Source organism: Streptomyces sp. NPDC041129, assembly GCF_055592265.1.
Window position 1 is genome coordinate 125,974 of sequence record NZ_JBVIYV010000008.1, and the last position, 18,974, is coordinate 144,947.

Annotated in this window: 14 protein-coding genes; 10 read left to right on the plus strand and 4 right to left on the minus strand. The window is 71.1% G+C overall.

What is annotated here, in order from left to right; all coding sequences use genetic code 11:
* Window positions 1-15: 15 nt before the first annotated feature.
* From ACZ6B1_RS24620 to ACZ6B1_RS24660, 9 genes are all read left to right on the plus strand, one after another.
* Window positions 16-1,296: an extracellular solute-binding protein gene (locus ACZ6B1_RS24620; protein WP_468781689.1), complete on the plus strand. Its 1,281-nt coding sequence runs from the start codon at window positions 16-18 to the stop codon at window positions 1,294-1,296.
* Window positions 1,297-1,403: 107 nt separating this feature from the next.
* Window positions 1,404-2,402 (plus strand): carbohydrate ABC transporter permease, encoded by a 999-nt coding sequence (locus tag ACZ6B1_RS24625; RefSeq protein WP_468781691.1) that lies wholly within the window; start codon window positions 1,404-1,406, stop codon window positions 2,400-2,402.
* The gene (locus ACZ6B1_RS24630) at window positions 2,399-3,229 is read left to right on the plus strand and encodes a carbohydrate ABC transporter permease (protein WP_468781693.1); all 831 of its coding nucleotides are present in this window, start codon (window positions 2,399-2,401) and stop codon (window positions 3,227-3,229) included. The genes ACZ6B1_RS24625 and ACZ6B1_RS24630 overlap by 4 nt, the downstream gene beginning before the upstream one ends.
* Before the next feature lie 7 nt (window positions 3,230-3,236).
* The gene (locus ACZ6B1_RS24635; protein WP_468781695.1) at window positions 3,237-4,724 is read left to right on the plus strand and encodes a glycoside hydrolase family 3 protein; all 1,488 of its coding nucleotides are present in this window, start codon (window positions 3,237-3,239) and stop codon (window positions 4,722-4,724) included.
* 206 nt (window positions 4,725-4,930) lie between these two features.
* A complete protein-coding gene (locus tag ACZ6B1_RS24640; protein WP_468781697.1) occupies window positions 4,931-5,965 on the plus strand; it encodes a phytanoyl-CoA dioxygenase family protein in 1,035 nt (344 codons plus the stop codon).
* The gene (locus ACZ6B1_RS24645; RefSeq protein ID WP_468781699.1) at window positions 5,962-7,275 is read left to right on the plus strand and encodes a DUF6271 family protein; all 1,314 of its coding nucleotides are present in this window, start codon (window positions 5,962-5,964) and stop codon (window positions 7,273-7,275) included. Before ACZ6B1_RS24640 ends, ACZ6B1_RS24645 begins: the two co-directional genes overlap by 4 nt.
* On the plus strand, window positions 7,272-8,453 hold the full coding sequence (locus tag ACZ6B1_RS24650) for a type III PLP-dependent enzyme (protein ID WP_468781701.1): 1,182 nt from the start codon (window positions 7,272-7,274) through the stop codon (window positions 8,451-8,453). The genes ACZ6B1_RS24645 and ACZ6B1_RS24650 overlap by 4 nt, the downstream gene beginning before the upstream one ends.
* Window position 8,454: 1 nt before the next feature.
* Window positions 8,455-8,961: a GNAT family N-acetyltransferase gene (locus ACZ6B1_RS24655; protein ID WP_468781703.1), complete on the plus strand. Its 507-nt coding sequence runs from the start codon at window positions 8,455-8,457 to the stop codon at window positions 8,959-8,961.
* Entirely contained in the window at window positions 8,961-10,121 is a 1,161-nt protein-coding gene (locus ACZ6B1_RS24660) for an MFS transporter (RefSeq protein ID WP_468781705.1), read from the plus strand. Before ACZ6B1_RS24655 ends, ACZ6B1_RS24660 begins: the two co-directional genes overlap by 1 nt.
* On the opposite strand, the gene ACZ6B1_RS24665 is transcribed toward ACZ6B1_RS24660, so the two are convergent.
* From ACZ6B1_RS24665 to ACZ6B1_RS24675, 3 genes are all read right to left on the minus strand, one after another.
* Window positions 10,118-10,921: a hypothetical protein gene (locus ACZ6B1_RS24665; RefSeq protein WP_468781707.1), complete on the minus strand. Its 804-nt coding sequence runs from the start codon at window positions 10,919-10,921 to the stop codon at window positions 10,118-10,120. The genes ACZ6B1_RS24660 and ACZ6B1_RS24665 overlap by 4 nt on opposite strands.
* Window positions 10,922-11,090: 169 nt before the next feature.
* Entirely contained in the window at window positions 11,091-15,206 is a 4,116-nt protein-coding gene (locus ACZ6B1_RS24670) for an SGNH/GDSL hydrolase family protein (protein ID WP_468781709.1), read from the minus strand.
* Between the two features lie 156 nt (window positions 15,207-15,362).
* A complete protein-coding gene (locus ACZ6B1_RS24675; RefSeq protein ID WP_468781711.1) occupies window positions 15,363-15,890 on the minus strand; it encodes a hypothetical protein in 528 nt (175 codons plus the stop codon).
* Between the two features lie 744 nt (window positions 15,891-16,634).
* On the opposite strand from ACZ6B1_RS24675, the gene ACZ6B1_RS24680 reads away from it, so the two are divergent.
* Window positions 16,635-17,150: a metal-sensing transcriptional repressor gene (locus tag ACZ6B1_RS24680; RefSeq protein WP_468782093.1), complete on the plus strand. Its 516-nt coding sequence runs from the start codon at window positions 16,635-16,637 to the stop codon at window positions 17,148-17,150.
* A gap of 15 nt (window positions 17,151-17,165) precedes the next feature.
* On the opposite strand, the gene ACZ6B1_RS24685 is transcribed toward ACZ6B1_RS24680, so the two are convergent.
* Window positions 17,166-18,767 (minus strand): TROVE domain-containing protein, encoded by a 1,602-nt coding sequence (locus tag ACZ6B1_RS24685; RefSeq protein WP_468781713.1) that lies wholly within the window; start codon window positions 18,765-18,767, stop codon window positions 17,166-17,168.
* Window positions 18,768-18,974 lie beyond the last annotated feature (207 nt).

The following is an 18,974-nucleotide window of genomic DNA, read 5'->3' on the forward strand; positions in this document are numbered from 1 at the left end:
CCTGAGGAGGGTGGCGTGAAGCGCAAGCTTGCTGCCGCGATCGTGATCGCGGGCATGATGGTCTCCGTCTCGGCGTGTGGCGGCGACGACGACAACGACACGGGCAAGAACGCGGGACCGGACAGCTTCAAGGGCCAGACCCTGACGGTCTGGACGATGGACGGCTCGGCGCCGCCGCAGTGGTCGAAGGACGTGCAGGCCGCCTTCGAGAAGAAGACCGGCGCCAAGCTGAAGTTCGAGATCCAGAAGTGGGACGGGATCCAGCAGAAGATCACCACCGCCCTCTCCGAGTCCAACCCGCCGGACGTCATCGAGGTCGGCAACACCCAGACCCCGGCCTACGCCGCCACCGGCGGTCTCGCCGAACTGGGCGACCTCAAGCAGGAGATCGGCTCGGACTGGACCCCGTCGGTCTCGCAGTCCTCCGTCTACGACGGCAAGCAGTACGCCGCTCCCTGGTACTTCGCCAACCGCGTGGTCATCTACAACAAGAAGATCTGGGCGAAGGCCGGCATCAAGGACACCCCGAAGACCCGGGACGAGTTCTTCAAGGACCTGGACACCATCGGCAAGAAGACCGACGCCGAGCCGCTCTACCTGCCCGGCCAGAACTGGTACTTCTTCGACGGCCTGACCATCGGCCAGGGCGCCGACCTGGTGAAGAAGCAGGGCGACAAGTACGTCTCCAACCTCGGCGACCCCAAGGTCTCCGCGGCCATGGAGCTCTACAAGAAGTACGCCGCCTACTCCAAGGCCCCCAAGGACAAGGACGAGGCCACCCCGCAGCAGGCCACGGTCTTCGCCAAGGGCAAGACCGGCGCCTTCATCGGCATGGGCTGGGAGGCCGGCACGGCGATCCAGGCCAACAAGTCCATCGAGAAGGACCTCGGCTACTTCACCATCCCGGGCGAGAGTGCCGACAAGCCCGAGGGCGTCTTCCTCGGCGGCTCCAACCTCGCCGTCGCCCAGGGCAGCAAGAAGCAGGCCCTGGCCGAGGAGTTCCTCAAGATCGCCCTGTCCGACCAGTACGAGGGCCAGCTCGCCAAGCTCAACGGCGTCATCCCCAACAAGGAGTCGCTGGAGAGCAACCTCAAGGGCAACGGCGCCGCCGAGGCCGCCGCTCCCGGCGCCGCGGCCGGCGGCACCACCCCGCTGATCCCCGAGTGGGCCGCGGTGGAGAACACCCCCAACCCGATCAAGTCCTACATGACCGCGGTGCTGAACGGTAAGTCCCCGGCGGCCGCCGCCAAGCAGGTCGAGGGCGAGATCAACAAGCGCCTGGCCCAGCAGAACTGATGACCCGCGCCGGGGGCGTCGGCGGACGCCCCCGGCGCGGTCGTCCGTACCGCCCGTAAAGCCCGTACAGCCCACAGCTCGTACGGTCACGGAAGAGATGGCAACTCATGTCAGTGCAGACCGAAGGCACGGACACGGCCGGGGAGCCCGCTGTCCACAAGGCCCGGGTGCCGGCGCCGCCGAGGGGTGAGGACGGCGGCTCCGCGCCCTCCGCCCGCCGCGGCGTCGCGGCTCCCTATCTGCTCCTGCTGCCGGCGCTGCTGGCCACACTGATCCTGCTCGGCTGGCCCCTGGTGAAGAACGGCATGCTGTCGTTCCAGAACCTCAACCCGCGGCAGCTCATCCAGCACCTCACCGAGTGGAACGGCGGCGACAACTACGAAGAGGTCCTGTCCGGTTCCGACTTCTGGCACGTCGTCGAACGGTCGGTGGTCTTCACCGCGGTCAACGTCGTTCTGACCATGCTGCTCGGCACCCTGACCGGGCTGCTGCTGGCCCGGCTCGGCAAGAGGATGCGGCTGCTGCTCCTGCTGGGCCTGGTGCTCGCCTGGGCCATGCCCGTCATCGCGGCCACCACCGTCTACCAGTGGCTGTTCGCGCAGCGCTTCGGTGTCGTCAACTGGGTGCTGGACAAGCTCGGCTGGCACTCCATGGCCGACTACAACTGGTTCGGCTCCCAGCTCTCCACCTTCTCCGTGATCACGCTGCTGATCGTCTGGCAGTCGATCCCGTTCGTGGCGATCAACCTGTACGCGGCCACCACCACGATCCCCAGGGAGCTGTACGAGGCCGCGTCCCTGGACGGCGCCGGCGCGTGGAAGAGCTTCACCTCGGTGACCTTCCCGTTCCTCCGGCCGTTCCTCTACGCCACGACGTTCCTCGAGGTCATCTGGGTGTTCAAGGCGTTCCCGCAGATCTTCGCGATCAACGAGGGAGGCCCCGAGCGCCTCACCGAGACCCTGCCGATCTACGCCTTCGTAGAGGGCGTCGGCAACCAGCACTTCGGAGTCGGCGCGGCGATCTCCTTCCTGACCGTCCTGGTGCTGCTCGTCATGACCTCGTACTACCTGCGCATGGTGCTCAAGCAAGAGGAGGACGAGCTGTGAAGCGCTCGGTCTTCGGCCGTATCTGGCCCAACGCGACCGCCGTCGTCCTCTTCGCCGGCTTCGTGTTCCCCGTCTACTGGATGTTCGCGACCGCGTTCAAGCCGACCGGCGACATCATCTCCGAGAACCCTGTGTGGTTCCCGACGAACGTCACCATCGGCCACTTCGCCAAGGCCGTGGACGCCGACCACTTCTGGACCCTGGTCCTCAACTCCGTCACCGTCACGGTCAGCGCGGTGCTGCTCTCGCTCGTCATCGCCCTGTTCGCCGCCTTCGCGCTCGCCCGGATGCGGTTCAGGGGCCGGCGCGGCTTCATCGTGACCTTCATGCTGGCGCAGATGGCGCCCTGGGAGGTCATGGTCATCGCCATCTACATGCTGGTCCGCGACAACGACATGCTCGACAGCCTGGTCCCGCTCACCGTCTTCTACGCGATCATGGTGCTGCCGCTGACCATCCTGACGCTGCGCGGCTACGTGGCCGCCGTGCCGAAGGAGCTGGAGGAGTCCGCGATGGTCGACGGCTGCACCCGTACCCAGGCCTTCGTCCGGGTGATCTTCCCGCTGCTCGCCCCCGGTCTGATGGCCACCTCGCTGTTCGGCTTCATCACCGCCTGGAACGAGTTCCCGCTGGTCCTGATCCTCAACAAGGACATCGAGAAGCAGACCCTGCCGCTGTGGCTGTCCCAGTTCCAGACCGCCTTCGGTGACGACTGGGGCGCCACGATGGCAGCCTCGTCCCTGTTCGCGCTGCCCATCCTGATCCTGTTCATCTTCCTGCAACGCAAGGCTGTCAGCGGTCTCACCGACGGCGCCGTGAAGGGATGACGCCCCGATGACAACACTCGCCACTGGGACAGACACCCTCACCCGGGACGCGCTCGCGGTGCTGCAGCCGGGGTTCGACGGCACCACGGCCCCGGACTGGGTGCGCCGGCGGCTCGGCGAAGGCCTGGCCTCCGTCGCCCTGTTCGGCCGCAACGTCGTCACCGAGCGACAGGTCACCGCGCTGACCGCGCAACTGCGCGCCGAGCGGGACGACCTGCTGGTGGCCATCGACGAGGAGAGCGGGGACGTCACCCGCCTGGACGTGCGCACCGGCTCCTCCTTCCCCGGCAACCACGCGCTCGGCGCCGTCGACGACCCAGGCCTCACCCGGGGCGTGGCGCGCGAGCTGGGCCGGCGCCTGGCGGCCTGCGGCGTCAACTTCGACTGGGCACCGTCCGCCGACGTCAACGCCAACCCCGACAACCCCGTGATCGGGGTGCGTGCCTTCGGCGCGGACACCGCACTGGTGGCCCGGCACACCGCCGCCTGGGTGGAGGGCTTGCAATCCACCGGTGTCGCCGCCTGCACCAAGCACTTCCCCGGGCACGGCGACACCAACGTCGACTCCCATCACGCGGTGCCGCGCATCGACGTGGACGCCGAGACCCTGTACGCGCGTGAACTGCCGCCGTTCCGCGCCGCGATCGCGGCCGGCAGCCGGGCGGTGATGAGCGCGCACATCCTCGTGCCGGCCCTCGACCCGGACCGCCCCGGAACCCTCTCCCGCCGTGTCCTCACCGACCTGCTGCGCGGCGAACTCGGCTACCAGGGCCTGATCGTCACGGACGGCATGGAGATGCGCGCCATCTCCGGGACCTACGGCCTGGAGCACGGGGTGGTCCTCGCGATCGCGGCGGGCGCGGACGCGATCTGCGTCGGCGGCGGCCTGTGCGACGAGGCCACCGTGCTGAACCTGCGGGACGCGCTGGTGGCCGCCGTGCGCTCCGGCGAGCTGCCGGAGGAGCGGCTGGCCGACGCGGCCTCGCGGGTGCGGGAACTGGCGCGCTGGACGGCTGCGGCCCGGAAGGACGCCGGGACCGTCGAGCCCGAACCGGAGATCGGCCTGGCCGCGGCCCGCCGTGCGCTGACCGTGACCCGCGGCGCCACCGCCGCGCCCGTCACGGAGCCGGTGTACGTGGCCCGGTTCGACCCGGCGCCGAACATCGCCGTCGGCGACGAGACCCCGTGGGGTGTGGCCGCCGAGCTGACGCGGCTGCTCCCGGGCACCTCGGCCGGCTCGTTCACCGGGCCCGAAGCGGGTCGGGAGGCCCTCACGGCGGCGGCCGGCCGGCGGGTCGTCGCCGTGGTCCGCGACGAGCACCGGCACGGCTGGATGGGCTCCGCCCTGGACGCCCTGCTCGCCGCCCGCCCGGACACCGTGGTGGTCGAGATGGGCGTCCCGCAGGCCCCGCCGCGCGGCGCCGCGCACATCGCCACCCACGGCGCCGCCCGCGTCTGCGGCGTGGCGGCCGCGGAGGCCGTCGTCGCGGGCTGAGCAGCCGCGCCGGAGCTGTCACCACGGGCCGGCACCGAGCCTCTCACCGGGGGCCTGGTGCCGGCCTCTCTCATGCTCGACAGGCGGCATTCCAGCGGCAGTTGAGCGGCACTTTGCCGGGGGTACCGACCGGTAGTCGTTGACACCTCAATTGGTCTAGTCCAGCTTGGGAGGGCGCTTCTGTTCGATCACCACGGAGTGACGGCATGCACCAGCCCACCACCCCCTACCTCCACCGAGCGGCCTCCGGCCGCCCCTACTTCAGCGCGGACGGCGAGACCTATCTCGCCCCGGCCCCGCTGCGCGACCTGGAGAAGTCACGGCCCCTGAGGGTGCTGTCCGAGGAGGACTTCGCCTTCTGGCAGACCTACGGCTACGTCGTCGTCCGGGAGGCCATCACCCCCGGCGAGGCAAAGGGCCTGCTCGACCTCGCCCTCGACTTCCAGGGCCTCGACCCCGGCCGCCCCGAAACCTGGTACGAGGAACCGGAGTTCCGCTCCGAACTCGACCGGCACCTGTTCATCTACGGATTCGTCGAGGCCTACCACCACCAGCTCATCTGGGACAGCCGCCAGACGCGCCGCGTGTACGACGCCTTCGTGGACGTCTGGGACTGCGAGGAGCTGTGGGTCACCCTCGACCGGCTGGGCCTCAACCCGCCCAACGTCCGCAGCCGTTCCCGCTCCCTGATCGAAGCCACCGACGAGGGCTTCGACATCGAGCTGCACTGGGACGTCGACACCACCCTCGCCGTACTGCCGCAGCGGGTCCAGGGCATCATCGCGCTCACCGACACCCGCCCCGAACTCGGCGGCTTCCAGTGCGCGCCCGAGCTGTTCCGCCGCTTCGAGGAGTGGCGCCTCGCCCAGCCGGCCGGCCGCGACCCGGTCCGCCCGGCCGTCGACCGCGCCGAGTTCCCCGTGGTCCGGCCCGACCTCCAGGCCGGCGACCTGCTGATCTTCAACGGTCTGCTGGCGCACGGCGTGGCACCCAACCGCTCCGACGACGGACTGCGGGCCGTCCAGTACCTGTCGATGATGCCCGCCCTGGAGGAGCACACGGAGCTGCGCCGGTCCCGCGTCGAGTCCTGGCGCACGCTCAGCACCCCTGACTGGAACGCGACGCTGCTCGGCGACGCCCGCCGGCCGGAGGCCCTGCGCTACGGACCCGCCGAACTCGACACGCTCGGACGCAAGGTGCTCGGCCTGGACTCATGGTCCGTCGCGGAAGGGGCACAGTGAACCGCGTCTGCCTCTGCCTGCCCACCAACCGGGCCTGCCCCGCCACCATCCGCGCCATCCACGAGGAAGCGGTGTACGCGGCCGGGCGCTTCGGCGCCGACGTCCAGCTGCTGATCCTCGACTCCTGCGACGACCGCACCCGGGCGGAACACGCCCGGGTGGTGGCGCAGCTCCCGCCGGCGGCCGGTGTCACCGTGCACCACCTCGGGGAGGAGGCGCAAGCCGACTTCCTGCGCCGCGCGATCCGGCGCTCCGGCCCGCCCGAACCCGACCGCGTGCTCGACCTCCTGCTCCCCGCCGGCGTCTCCTACGGCTCGTGCACCGACCGCGCCTTCCTGCTGGCCGCCGCCCTCGGCTGCCGGTCGGTGCACCGCAGGGACTCCGACAGCACCTACCAGATCCAGCACGGGGAGAAGGTCTTCCCCGTCCACCACGAACTTCCCGCGCTGGGCCTGCGGGCCGCCGACGCCTCGGCCCACGTCACCGTCACCGACCTCGACCCGGCCCACACCGGCCGCCCGGTGTCCCTGGCCGGAGCCTCCTTCATCGGTGAACTCTCCGTCGACATCGGCGAGATACGGCGCCTCGACGAGCAGATCTACCACGACGTCGTCGGCCTGTGGGCGCCCGCCGACTGCGACCCGGAGGACAGGCACCGGCTGGTGGAGGAGTCCTTCACCGGAGCGGGCACCACTCCCTTCACCCGCGACCACTCCACACTGACCCTGGTGGACCCGATGCGGGTGGACATGTGCAACATCGCCCTCCACCACGACGTGTACGAGCGGATCCCGCTCCCCCCGGCCACCGAAACCATCGGCAGCGACTACTTCCTCACCCATCTGGTCCACGACGCCACGCTCCCCGGCGTCCTGCACAACCGGCACATCGAGAACTTCCACACCCCCGAACGCCGCACGGACACGGGCTTCCTCGCCTACCAGGCCCGCTTCGTGAAGTTCCTGCTCTCGATGCTGTACTTCCACCACGTCTACGACCGCATGGCCGAGGCGGGCGCCGCCCTCCTGGACGACCGGCAGCGTGTACGGGCCGAACCGGTCGTGGCGTTCCTGCGCGAGAGCACCGCGCTGGACCGCGCCGAGAACGTGTGGCGCCTGGACCGGATCGACACCGCCTACCGCAAACTCGGCGGCTCCTACGAGGAGTTCGCCGAGCGGCTCACCCACCGGCGCGCGGAACTGCTGGACCGGGCCCGCCGGGACATCGACGACTTCGCCCTGCTCACCGAGGCCTGGCCCGCGCTGGTCGACGCGGCCCGCGACACCGCGCCCGGAAGCGGGTCACCATGAAACCCGGCCCGCGGCTGGCCGCCGCACTGGCCGACGCCCCGGCGGACCGCATCGTCTACGACCTCGTCGGCATCGAGGACCAACTGGACCGGCTGTGCGCCGAACTCCCCGGCGTCCAGGTCCGCTTCGCCCTGAAGGCCTGCCCCGTCGACGAGGTCCTGCGGTGCCTGGCGGACCGGGGCGCCGGCTTCGACGCGGCGAGCCCCGCCGAGATCCGGCAGGCCCTGCGCACCGGAGCCCCCGCCGACCGCGTGCACTACGGCAACACCGTGAAGTCCGACGCGGACATCGCCGAGGCCCACCGGCTGGGCGTCCGCACGTTCGCCACCGACAGTCTCCAGGACGTCATGGCGATCGCCGAACACGCCCCCGGCGCCAGGGTGTTCTGCCGCCTCGCCACGAGCGGCGAAGGGGCCCTGTGGGGCCTGAACCGAAAGTTCGGCTGCTCCGCCGGCGACGCCGTGCGCATCCTCACCACCGCCCGCGCGTCCGGCCTCACCCCGGCCGGCCTCTCCGTGCACGTCGGCTCCCAGCAGATGACCGGCGAGGCCTGGCAGCAGGCCGTGGACCTGCTCGCCGAGGTGCTCGTGACGCTGGACGGGCTGGGGATCGCACCGGACCACGTCAACCTCGGCGGTGGTCTGCCCGCGCTCGGCTATCTGGACCGGCACGGCGACCCCCTCGACCCGCCCCTGGACAAGATCCTCACCGTGATCCGCGAGGGGACGGAGCGCCTGAGCGGCCTCACCGCCGGCCCGCTCGGCCTCGTCATGGAACCCGGGCGGCACCTGGTCGCCGACCACGGAGCCGTCCGCGCGCACGTCTACCGCCTGACCGGGCGGACACAGCCGGACGGCGGCCACGCCCGCTGGCTCTACCTCAGCGTGGGCCGGTTCAACGGCCTGTACGAGATGGACCAGGTGAGCCACCGGCTGTTCTTCCCCACCCACCCGGACGGGGACCGCGTACCCGCCGTCGTCGCGGGCCCCACCTGCGACAGCGACGACGCCTACGGCGGCGGCCGGTACCCGGCGCGCGTCCCCCGCGCGGCGGCCTCCGGCGACCCCGTCTGGATCCTCTCCGCCGGTGCCTACGCCGCCAGTTACACCACCCGGGGCTTCAACGGCATCCGCCCGCTGCCGTGCGTCTGCACGCGCGGTCCGGAAGGACAACACTGACATGACAGACCTGATACGCGGCATCACCGAGGCCGACTGGCCCCGGGTCGCGGCCCTGGAGGCCGGGGCGTACGCGGACACCTCGCTCACCGAGGGCGAGGCGGGCCTGCGCTCCCGGGCCTCGGCGGGCACCTGCTTCGTACTCGACCTCGACGGCCGCCTCGCGGGCTACGTACTGGCCCTGCCCTACCCGATGTTCCGCTACCCGGACCTGACCCGGCCGGAGCGCGTCGCCCACCGGTCGCCCAACCTCCATCTGCACGACCTCGTGATCAGCGCTCCCCTGCGGCGCAGGGGACTGGGCAGCCGCCTGGTGCGCCACCTGCACCATGCGGCGGGCGCGCGCGGCTACCGCACGATGTCGCTGATCGCGGTCGCCGGCAAGGAGCCCTTCTGGCGCGCCAACGGCTACCGACCGCATCCCGGGGCACGCCTGCCCGCCGGCTACGGCGGCGACGCGGTGTACATGTCCACGCGGGTGACCTCCGAGCACCGGAGGGCCGGCTGATGGAGCACTCCGACTTCCGCCGCGCCAAGTGGTCCGTCGCCGCGCTGTTCTGCTTCCTCGGCCTGCAGTACGCCACCTGGGCCGCCCGGCTGCCCGCGCTCAAGGCACGGCTGGACCTCGGCGCCGGCGAGCTGGGTCTGCTGCTGATGGCCTGCGGCGCGGGCGCGGCGGCCTCCTTCCCGCTGGTCGCCCACCTGATGCGCAGGCTCGGCTCCCGGCGCCTGTGCCTCGTGTCCGCCTTGTGCCTCACCGCGCTGCTGGCCGCCCTCTCGGTGGTCCCGGACTACCCGCTGGCCCTGCTGGTCGTCTGCGCCGACGGTGTCGCCGTGGGCTGCCTGAACGTCGCGATGAACGCGCAGGGCGCGGCCCTGGAAGCGGCCCACGGCCGCACCGCCATGTCCCAGCTGCACGCCACGTTCAGCGCGGGCCTGCTCGCCGCCGCGCTCCTCGCCTCCGGCGTCACCGCGCTCACCCCGTCCGTCCCGGCCCATTTCGCGGTGGCGGCGGCTCTCCTGCTCCTGCTGCTCGCCGCCGCGCGCCGGGGCCTGCTGCCGCACACGGGTGCCGGCCCCGAGACCCCGAAGAAGCGGTCACGCCTGGCCGCACCGTCCGGGAAGACCCTGCTCATGGGCTGCGCCATGGCGTTCGGCACCATCACCGAGGGCGCCATGAACGACTGGTCCACGCTCTACCTGAAGGACGTCGTCAGGGCCTCGCCCGCCGTCGCCCCGATGGGCATCGCCGTCGTCTCGGCCATGATGCTGATGGCCCGGGTGCGCGCGGACCACTGGCGCGACCGCTGGGGCGACGCCCGCGTGGTGCGCACCGGCAGCGCCGTGGCCGGTCTCGGCCTGGCCCTGGCCCTGCCGGCCGGCGGGGTGGTGCCCACCCTGCTCGGCTTCGCCTGTGTCGGTCTGGGCGCGGCCGCGGTGACCCCGTGCGTGTACGTGGCCGCCGCCGGACGCGGCCCGGACGCGCTCTCCCTGGTCGCCGCGATGGGCACGACGGGCCTGCTGGCCGGCCCCGCCCTGATCGGCTTCGTGGCGGGAGCCGCGGGCCTGACCCTCGGCATGGCCACGGTCGCGGCGTCGACCCTGGTCGTCACGCTGTCGGCCACCTGGATCCCGTGGCGGGAGCGGGTTCCCGTGCCCGCGGGCTAGCTCGGCGCCGCGGTGCGGGTCCGGCCGTTCTTGAGCACTCCGAAGTAGTCCCGATAGGGGAGTTCGAGCCGGATCGCCAGGCCGTACCGTTTCCGGATCGCGGCGACCGTGGCGGCCTTCGGGTCTCGCACCACCCGGGACACCGGAGGGTCGTCGACCAGGCCGGCGTAGGGCTCCTCGACCAGCCTGCGGGAGTCCCCGCCCCGCATCGTGTCCCAGGTCAGCGTCTGCCCGGACGCGGACAGGCGGGTCGGCTCCGCAGCCTTCGCCCCCTGGGGGTTGGGGCCCTCGCCCCGGTAGTAGGCGACGAGCCGCTTGCCGTAGCCGGTGTGGGTGAACGGGATGGAACCTCCGGAACCACCCGGCCCGGACCTGTCGCGGTCACCCGCGGCCAGGATCCCGTCGAGGGTGTCGCCCATGTGCCCCGGGTCGGCACCGTAGTAGGCGGTGACGTTCATCGAGCAGGCGATCTTGTAGTTGTCGGTCTCCTGCTGGAAGAACCAGCCCGGTCCCGAACCCGGCACGCACACGTCGTGCACCACGACCAGGCCCAGCGAGAGGGAGGTGCGGTCGGCGTACGCCCGCGCCACGTCCCGAAGCCGCTCCTCCGCCCGTTCCCGGGCCTGGACCGCCCTCCCGCCGCTCCCGAGTTCGCGCAGTTCCCTGTCGCCGACGGCACGGTCCGGGGTCGAGGAACAGGCGGAGACGGCGAGCAGGACGACGGCCGCCAGCGATGCCCACACGCTCTTCCCGCCGGCGGCGCGCCGCGGGAGGGCCCCGGGTGTCCCGCTTTCCGTCATGCTTGTCCGCCTCTCATCGACACTCCCGTCGGCAGGTGCTCTTCATGGCTCGCGCCCGGCCCGGCCGTCACTGTCCACCAGAACGGCCGGTCCGGGCATGAGTACCGCTACTCATACGGCTCCGGTGCGGCCCTCACGAGGACCGCACCGGAGCACTCACCGCCGACCGTTACAGGCCCATGCCCGCCATCGTGCGCTCCAGGGAGTTCGCGTACAGGCGCGCGCCCCCGATCTTCGGGTGGAACGACTGGGCCGACAGGCCGAACTGGTTGACGAGCGGCCAGTCCTTGACCGGATCGTCCGACTTCACCAGCGTCTTGACGATGCCGTGGACCTGCTCCGGGTCACCGCACACGCCCTTGCCCGCGAAGTCGCCCTTCGGGTTGGAGAACCACGCCTTGATGCCCGCGGCCTTGGCGTCGTCGACCGCACCCTGCATCGCCGCCGCCAGCGTGTCGGCGGTGTCGTCCAGCCAGCCCGCGGACTCCTCGGACATACCGATGGCCATGCCCGTGAAGCCGATGTTCAGGCATGATCCCTTGTCGGAGATCAGGGGCGGGTACCCCATCAGGACGATCTTCGCGTTCTTGGCCCGCTGGTGGATCTGCGTCAGGACCTCTGTGACGTCCGGCCGGACGACATCGTTCATGAGGCCCGGAACGGCCGTCTCCAGCGGCTGACCGACGAACTTCTTGTCCCGGCCGTTGACCGGGTCGTCCGTCTTGTCGAACGTCTGGTTCTTGCAGTTGCCGTTGCCGAGGGACAGCAGGCACTTCTGGACGATCTCGGAGAACCGGGAGTCGTTCCCGCCGATGGAGATGGTGACCAGGGTGGTGTTCTGGTCCAGGTAGCCCTTGTCGATCTGGGGCAGTTCCTTGCCGCCGCCCTGGATCACTCCACCGTGCTTCGTGGCGCCCGGATCCTTCACCTCGGTCATCACGTTGTAGGTGCGGGCACCGGAGCACGCGATCAGGTGGTAGTCCATGTTCGCGTCCAGCGAGTCGTCCAGCTCGCCGACGGACTTCGACGCCCCGGGCAGCTTCGCCTGGCGCGACCACGCCTGGGTGGAGCGGTGGCAGGCGTCACGGGCGTTGTCGTCCAGCTTGCTGCGGTAGTTGGTTTCCGGGTAGTAGTCCCGGTCGCCCTCGGAGGCGCCCTCGCCGGAGGAGTACGAGTCGCCCATCGCGACGACCGAGTTCTTCGGCTTGCCCGGCAGCGGCTGGAACGCCACCGCGCCCCAGGCGATGTCTTCGTCGGCCGTGCCCATGCCGTCCCTGGTGGAGCTCGACAGGGTCACCGCCGGCCGCCCCGTGAAGTGGAACGCGCCCAGGCTCACCCAGCGCCCGGCGCGCTGCTGCACGGAGCGCTCCGGGCTCTTGCTGTCGCTGTTCAGGACGTGGTAGCCCGCGACCCGCGTCTGCGCGCCGGTGTCCGGCAGGTGCACCAGCACGCGCGCCCAGGTCAGGTTCTGCCCGAGGGTCCAGGTGCCGGTGATGGTCATCCGGCCGGCGTCACCGCCGAGGTGGGCCGCGTCACGGGTGTGGGCGTACCAGAAGTGGCCGCCGTAGCCGCCCCCGATCTGGTGGAGGTCCTCCTTGCCCTCGTAGTGCCCGTCCTTGTCGGCGTTGAAGTGGAACCCGAAGGACCCCGCGGACTTGACCGGCCCGCAGTCGGACCACGTCGGTGTCCCGTCCGCCACGGAGGCCACGACCTTCGCCCCCGACGGTGCGCCGGTGCACACCGGGGTGCCGTCCTTGAGCCGATGGCCCTGCCCCGGCTCCGAGATCAGCGTCTGGTACTTGATGTTCTCGTGTCCGCAGCTCAATGAGCAGTCGGACTTCCAGGTCACGTTGGGCTGGTTCCACCAGTACTGCTTGTAGCAGTCCTCGTTGGAGCAGTTCGGTGGGACGTTCGCGTCACAGCCGTTCTTGGTGTTGCAGAACGCGTCCAGGGGCGGGGAGACCATGCTGCGGTAGGCCTTCATGGTCCACCACGCGGGCTGGAAACCGGCCGAGGAGAACCCGGAGTCACCGGGCCAGTCCTGATGGCCGTCGGTGCCGTAGGAGAAGCCGGTGTCGATGGACCAGGCGGCCCAGCCCATCACCTTCTCCTCGTACGGCCAGTCCTGCGGGTGCGCCGCGTCCTTGTTCGCGTCCGGACCGTCCACGTCGGTGTCCATGAACGGGTGGCCCCAGCTCTTCTTGTAGAGCGGGTTGGCCGGGTTGTTGTACCAGCCCAGACCCCAGTGGCCGGCGTTCTTGGGCGCGTCCGCGGCCGGGTTGAAGCCGAGGTTGTAGTTCCACACGGCGGTGAACCAGTTCTCCACCATGGCCGGGTCGTCGTTGTTGACGGTGACCTTCTGGCCGTCCTTGTGGACCTCGTTCCACTTGTCGGCGAGGATCGACATCGAGGCCGCGACGTTCGTGGCGTAGTCGATCGCGACGAGCTTCTGCAGGGCCGGTGACAGGGCGGTCTCCTTGTGACCGTTGTCGTCGGTCTTCTCGTGACCGGCCAGCCGCATGCCGTCGGTGACCTGTCCGACGCCGTAACCGCAGTCGGACTTGTCCCAGTGGATCTGCCAGTACGCGTCCGGGTCGTCCTTGACCGTCTTGCGGCCGTAGTAACCGTCCATCGCGGCCAGCGGGTTGCCCATCTGGCCGGGGATCGAGCCGTTCTCGGCCTGCCACAGGTTGGACTCCTGCGCCATGATGCCGAGCAGCACGTTCGCCGGGATGCGCCCCTTGCCGTCACCGCCCGCCAGCTTCGGCACCGGGAACAGCCCCTGCGGGTCGATGTTGCCGAGGCCCGCCTGGCTGCGGTAGCCGCCCTGTCGCAGGTACTGGGCGCGCAGCTGGCCGCGGACGGCCATGTCGACGGCCCACTCGACCTGGTTCGGCGTCGGCTGCAGCGCCTGCGCGTTCACGTCGTTGCGGGAGACGCCGCAGATGCGGTCGGTGTCGCGCGGGTCGAACTGCGCGTTCGGGTCCGCGACACCCGACAGCGAGGACCGCCTGGCCTTGGCGCCTGCCCCGGGGAGGGCGGGTGAGGGGTTCTTGCCGCCCGGCGCGGTCGTGTCCGCGACCGTCTGCTCCACCTTCCTGCCGGTGGCGGTGGCGGTACTGGTGACCGTCACCGGCTGGTCCGCCGCCACGGTCTCGGGGGTTGGCGCGGGGTCGCCCTTCGGACGGGGCTCCGCCCTGGAGAAACCCTTGCCGGAGTTCTTGATGTGCGCGAGGCCCGCGCGGACGCCCGGGGTGAGGACCGGCTCGACGGCGAGACGGCCCCGGGTGGAGATGTCCGTGCCTGCGGGGGCGTTGATCGGGGTGACCCCGGTGCCCTTCGTCCTCGGGGCGCCCTTGGGATGGCCGGTGAGGAACACCCGGCCCGCCTCGCCCGGCATCAGGTCGAGGTCGCCGAGCTTCCCGGTGGCGACCAGGGCCGGCTTGCCGTGCCCGGACCACACCTTCGCCCGCACGGTCTTCGCGTCCCTGCGGTCGACGAAGCCGATCAGGCCGTCCCGCGCGGGGCGGATGTCGAAGGGGACGCTGTCCCCGGTGGCGAGGCTCTTCACCTTGCCGGAGCGGTCGATGTGCACCAGGTCGCGGCCGCGCGCGGCCACCGCACCGTCCGCGACCGGGACGGCACTGGTGACCTCGCCCTTGAGCGCCGCCTCATCGAGTGCCTTGCCCGCCGCGTCGACGGTCACCACACGGGTCCGTGTCCTGGCGGGGTCGTTCATGTCGCGGAAGGCGGTGAACGCGGCAGTGTGCGTCTGCGTGTTGCAGGAGGGGTCGAAGTAGGCCAGCGACACCGTGAACGGCAGCTTCGTCACGTGCCCGTCGGCGGTGTTGACGATGGCGGCGAAGGCGCCCCCCTGCATGAGGTCGGGCTTGTTGGTGAAGGTGCGCGGAGCGTAGACGGCCGCGACATGGTCGCGGTCCAGTACGCACTGGTTGCCGATCCACGAGTCCGTCGTGAGGCCCGGTTCCGACAGGACGGCGGCGGTCTTCCACTCGTAGGCCCGGCTGCTGTCGGCCACCAGGATCTTCAGTCCGCCGGTGTCGGCGGCCGCGGTCACGGCCCGGTCCGCGCTGCTCTTCCAGCCCTTGCCGAGCAGGCTGTCGGGATGCGCGACGCGTGCGGGCGGCGTCGGTCCGGACCGGTCCGGTGCGGCGCCGGGACGCGGTGCCGCTAGAGCGGGAGCGGTCTGTATGAGGGTGCCGGTCAGCGCGGTGCAGGCCACCACGGCGGCCAGCGGCGCGAGTCTGTGTCTTCTTGATCTCAAGAGAGATTCCCCGTGTTTCCCCGTTTTGATGTGGAGTTGTGGTGGTGCGTGGTGCTGCGTTGCGGGGCGAAGGGGCCTCGCCGACAGGAGGCGAACTGGTCAGGTCCGCCCACCTGTACGGCGTGGATCACCCTCGGCCCGGTGCCAGGGCGGGCGTCAGCCGTGGACGAGCGGAGACCCCGTCAGTTCCTTGGTGAAGGCCCCGTGTCCGTCGCCCTCGATGTCGTAGACGATCGTGGAGTCGGTCGACCAGAACACCTCGCCGTCGTAGACGGGGGACGGAGCGACGCAGTTGTTCGCGGGCTCGTCCTGGAACCAGCTGTAGTTGTCGTTGACCAGCTGGGTCAGGTCGCAGGTCTTGCTGGTGACGATGTGGTCCTCGCTGGTCTTGGTCAGACGCTCCTCCACCCGGCTCGTGATCTTGAAGCTGGTGAACCGCTTGGAGTTGTCGATGACCTGGTCGTCCAGGATCTGCCAGTACGTCATCGACCTCGTGGTGAGCTTGCCGTTCACCAGTGCCGCGCTGTTGTCGACGTAGTACTCCGTCTGCGGCTTGCTGCCGGGGAAGGTGATGTCGAACGTGGTGGTGGTCGCGGTCGTCGCCGCGGCGGCCGGGCCGGCGAGAAGCGCGCCGAGGGCGACGGCGGTTGAGGCGATTCCGACAGCGGTCAGCGTTCTGCGCATGAGTGATCCTCACTGGTGGGTCCGGAGTACGACCTCGCGTGGGGTGCCGCCGATTCCGCCGCGCCGGCCCGGCGCGCGCGTACGCGAACCCGGCCGTGGCCGCGCGTACCCGTCGCCCGTTTCGTGGTCGGGCAGGGGTGGGTGCGCTCACGTGGCGAGTCGCGGATCGATGGTCCCCGTGGATGGTCGGCGCCCCGGCCGGACGGGTCGGGTCCGGTGCCTGCGATGGGCGCCCGTCACTGTAGACACACGGGAAACACCGGCAGAAGGGCCGATTCCGATCGTGGCGCAAAGTCGCTCTGCGAAGCGGAGCCCGGCCCAACAGGCCTCTCCGCCCGGTGATATGGCCGGTGAAACCGGTCAACCACCCTGGAAGCGGAAGGGGATGTGAGGCATTCGTGAAGATCGGCAATGGCCGAAAATGGTGCGTGCCCTCATCGGGAGGCGGAGGGGAGGCGGCACGGGCCGTGTGACCGAATCCTCAGGGGCCATGGGTGAACCAGGCCGACGCGGGCCGTCAGCCTCTTCGGGGAGGACGACCGCACCCCGCGCGGAGCCCGGTGCGGTACGGATGGCACTGGAATGGCCCGTCTCATGTCGAGCCCGACCCGGGGCCGCAACGGCAGGGTCGTCGGAGCGTGCGCGATCGTCCGGGACATCAGCGACCGCAAGCGTGCCGAGGCGGAGCTGACGGAGCTGTACGAGCAGCAGCGGCACATCGCGCTCAGGCTGCAGCGCAGCCTGATGGGCACGCCGCCCACCATCCCGGGCCTCGCCACCGCCAGCCGCTACCTTCCGGCGACCCAGGGCGCGGGCGTGGGCGGCGACTGGTTCGACCTGATCCCGCTGGGCGCCGGCCGGGTGGGGGTGCTGATCGGCGACGTGATGGGCCGCGGCCTCGAAGCCGCCGCGGTCATGGGTCAACTCCGTTCCGCCGCACACGCGTTGGCCAAGACCGGAGTGCAGCGGCTGCGCCGCGCGCAGGGCCAGATCTCGGGCGTGATCTGGATGATCGAGGAGGGCCGCGACTGCGAGGAGGTCGTCACCCAGCTCGCCGCCGCGTCCCGGGCGCTGGACCGGGCCGGGTTCGCGATCATCGCCACCGGCCTGCAGCAGTGCATCACGGACATGGAGACGGGCCGCAAGGACGGCGAGGACCCCGGGGAGATGCGGGCGCGACCGCCGCGCCTGCTCGTGGGGGTACGGCGGCGCCGCGCCGACGCCGGTCGGACGTCCCTCAGGGACCGGCGAAGGCCCTGAACCCTGTCCCAAGGGTCAGGCCGGCTCAGCGGTCCACGGCCAAGCCGCCTCGCGGCCGGCCTCGATGAGGCCGACCGTCCGGAACGCCGTGTCCGTGAGGCCGCCGAAGGTGTGCCGGTGAGGTCCCGCGGGGTCGTGTGCGGGCCGGTACCCCGCCAGGTTCCAGGTGTAGACCGGGATGCCGGCCGGGACCGGTTCGGCCGGCCCGCCGGGGCCGTGGGGCGCGGCCTGCTCGTCGGTGACGATCAGTACCCGGTCGTGGTCCCGGTAATGGGTCCGCACCGCCTTCGTGGTGTGGGTGCCTCCCAGGCTGTGGAACCGTTTCAGCACCCCGAGCACCGGCTCGCCCGGCGCGAACGGCACCTTCGCGCTTCTCCAGCCGAACTCCACCAGATCCGCCTGCTCGGCGCGCATGGCCAGCGCGGTGCCGAACACGGCCGCAGCGTCCGCCCGAGTCAGCGTGGAACGTTCGGAGACGGTGTCCCAGAACATGGAGTCGGACCGGTCCACCAGGATCAGGGTCCGGCCGGGCAGCGGCGGTACGTTGGCCAGTGAGTGGCCCAGCGCCAGCTCCAGCGCTGCCGTCCAGCGCTGCGACGGCGCGTGCTGGTGAGCGGCCAGGTAGCGGAAGGGGAACTGCCGGGACCGGGCGACCTCGGAGGCGTCCGAGAGCCGGGCGGCGACCTGGGCCGCGACTTCGTCCGAGACCCCCGCCTCGTCGAAGTTCCGCAGGTTCCGCAGGAGCGCCATCGGCGCCATCGTGGGGATCACGGCTTCCCAGACGGCGGCGTCCATCGGTCCGTGGAGCCAGCCGGCCAGGGCCTCCCACGTCATGCCCGCCGCGGCCAGCCGCTCGGAGCCGCCCGGTCCGGTCACCAGCGCGCGCCGCTCGTCCGCCGCCGACTCCATCAGCGCCCGGTGGGCGGTCAGGAGAGGGTCGGAGGCCGGCGGAACCGCGCGCTCCGGGTGGTGCCGGCGGTCCAGGGCGTACCGGAAGAGCGCACCCTGCCAGGGCTTGCCCGGGTCGGGGGAGGCGTGCACCAGGTTGAGCACGTCGCCGAAGCGGAAGTCCTTGGACGCGGTGTCGTACTTGAGCAGGGAACGGGACGTGTACAACCGGCGGACGCCGTCGGCGATGCCCCGCTTGACGGGCTGCGGCACGTTCCGCCCGTGCGCCGAGATCCAGTGGGCGAGCAGCTCGCCCGGCTCGTCGGCGCGTTGGAGCACCGAGTCGGTCACGGACCGGTTGGACGGGCCCCCCGACGCCCCGGCCTCGAGCCGTGCGTGCACGTACGCGGCGGCGCCCACCAGGGAGGCCGTACGCATGTTGCCCTCGCCGCGAAGCCACCGCAGCAGCCCCGCCGTCCACACGGGGTCCTGGAGGGCGAGCCGGCCGACGAGACGGGTGTACCGGTCGTCCCGCTCCTCCCCGCTCTCGTAGAAGGTCCGCTGGGAGACGAAGTTGCCGACCGCGAGGAGGAAGAGCTCCTCGCGGGGTTCCCGGACGAAGGCAGGGCCGCGCGCGTGGGTGAGGAGGGCCGTCCCGGCGGGGCCGGGACGGAGCGGTGGCGGGGGCAGGGAGCGTGCGGCCGCCGAGACGTGCGGGGCCACCAGCATCTCGGACCAGATCTTGGAGACGCGTGGGGTGTGACGAGGCAGCGAATCCCCCCGGATTCAAGGGACGGGACGGCCCCCGGCCGAGAAGTCCGGCAGGGCGTGCACGCCCGCGCCGCCGAGATCAGGAATGGCGGCGGCGTCACTTGGTCTCGGAAGGAAGTAGCCGCAGCCGAGCGCATCGGAGGCGCGGTCGCGACGCCAACGTAC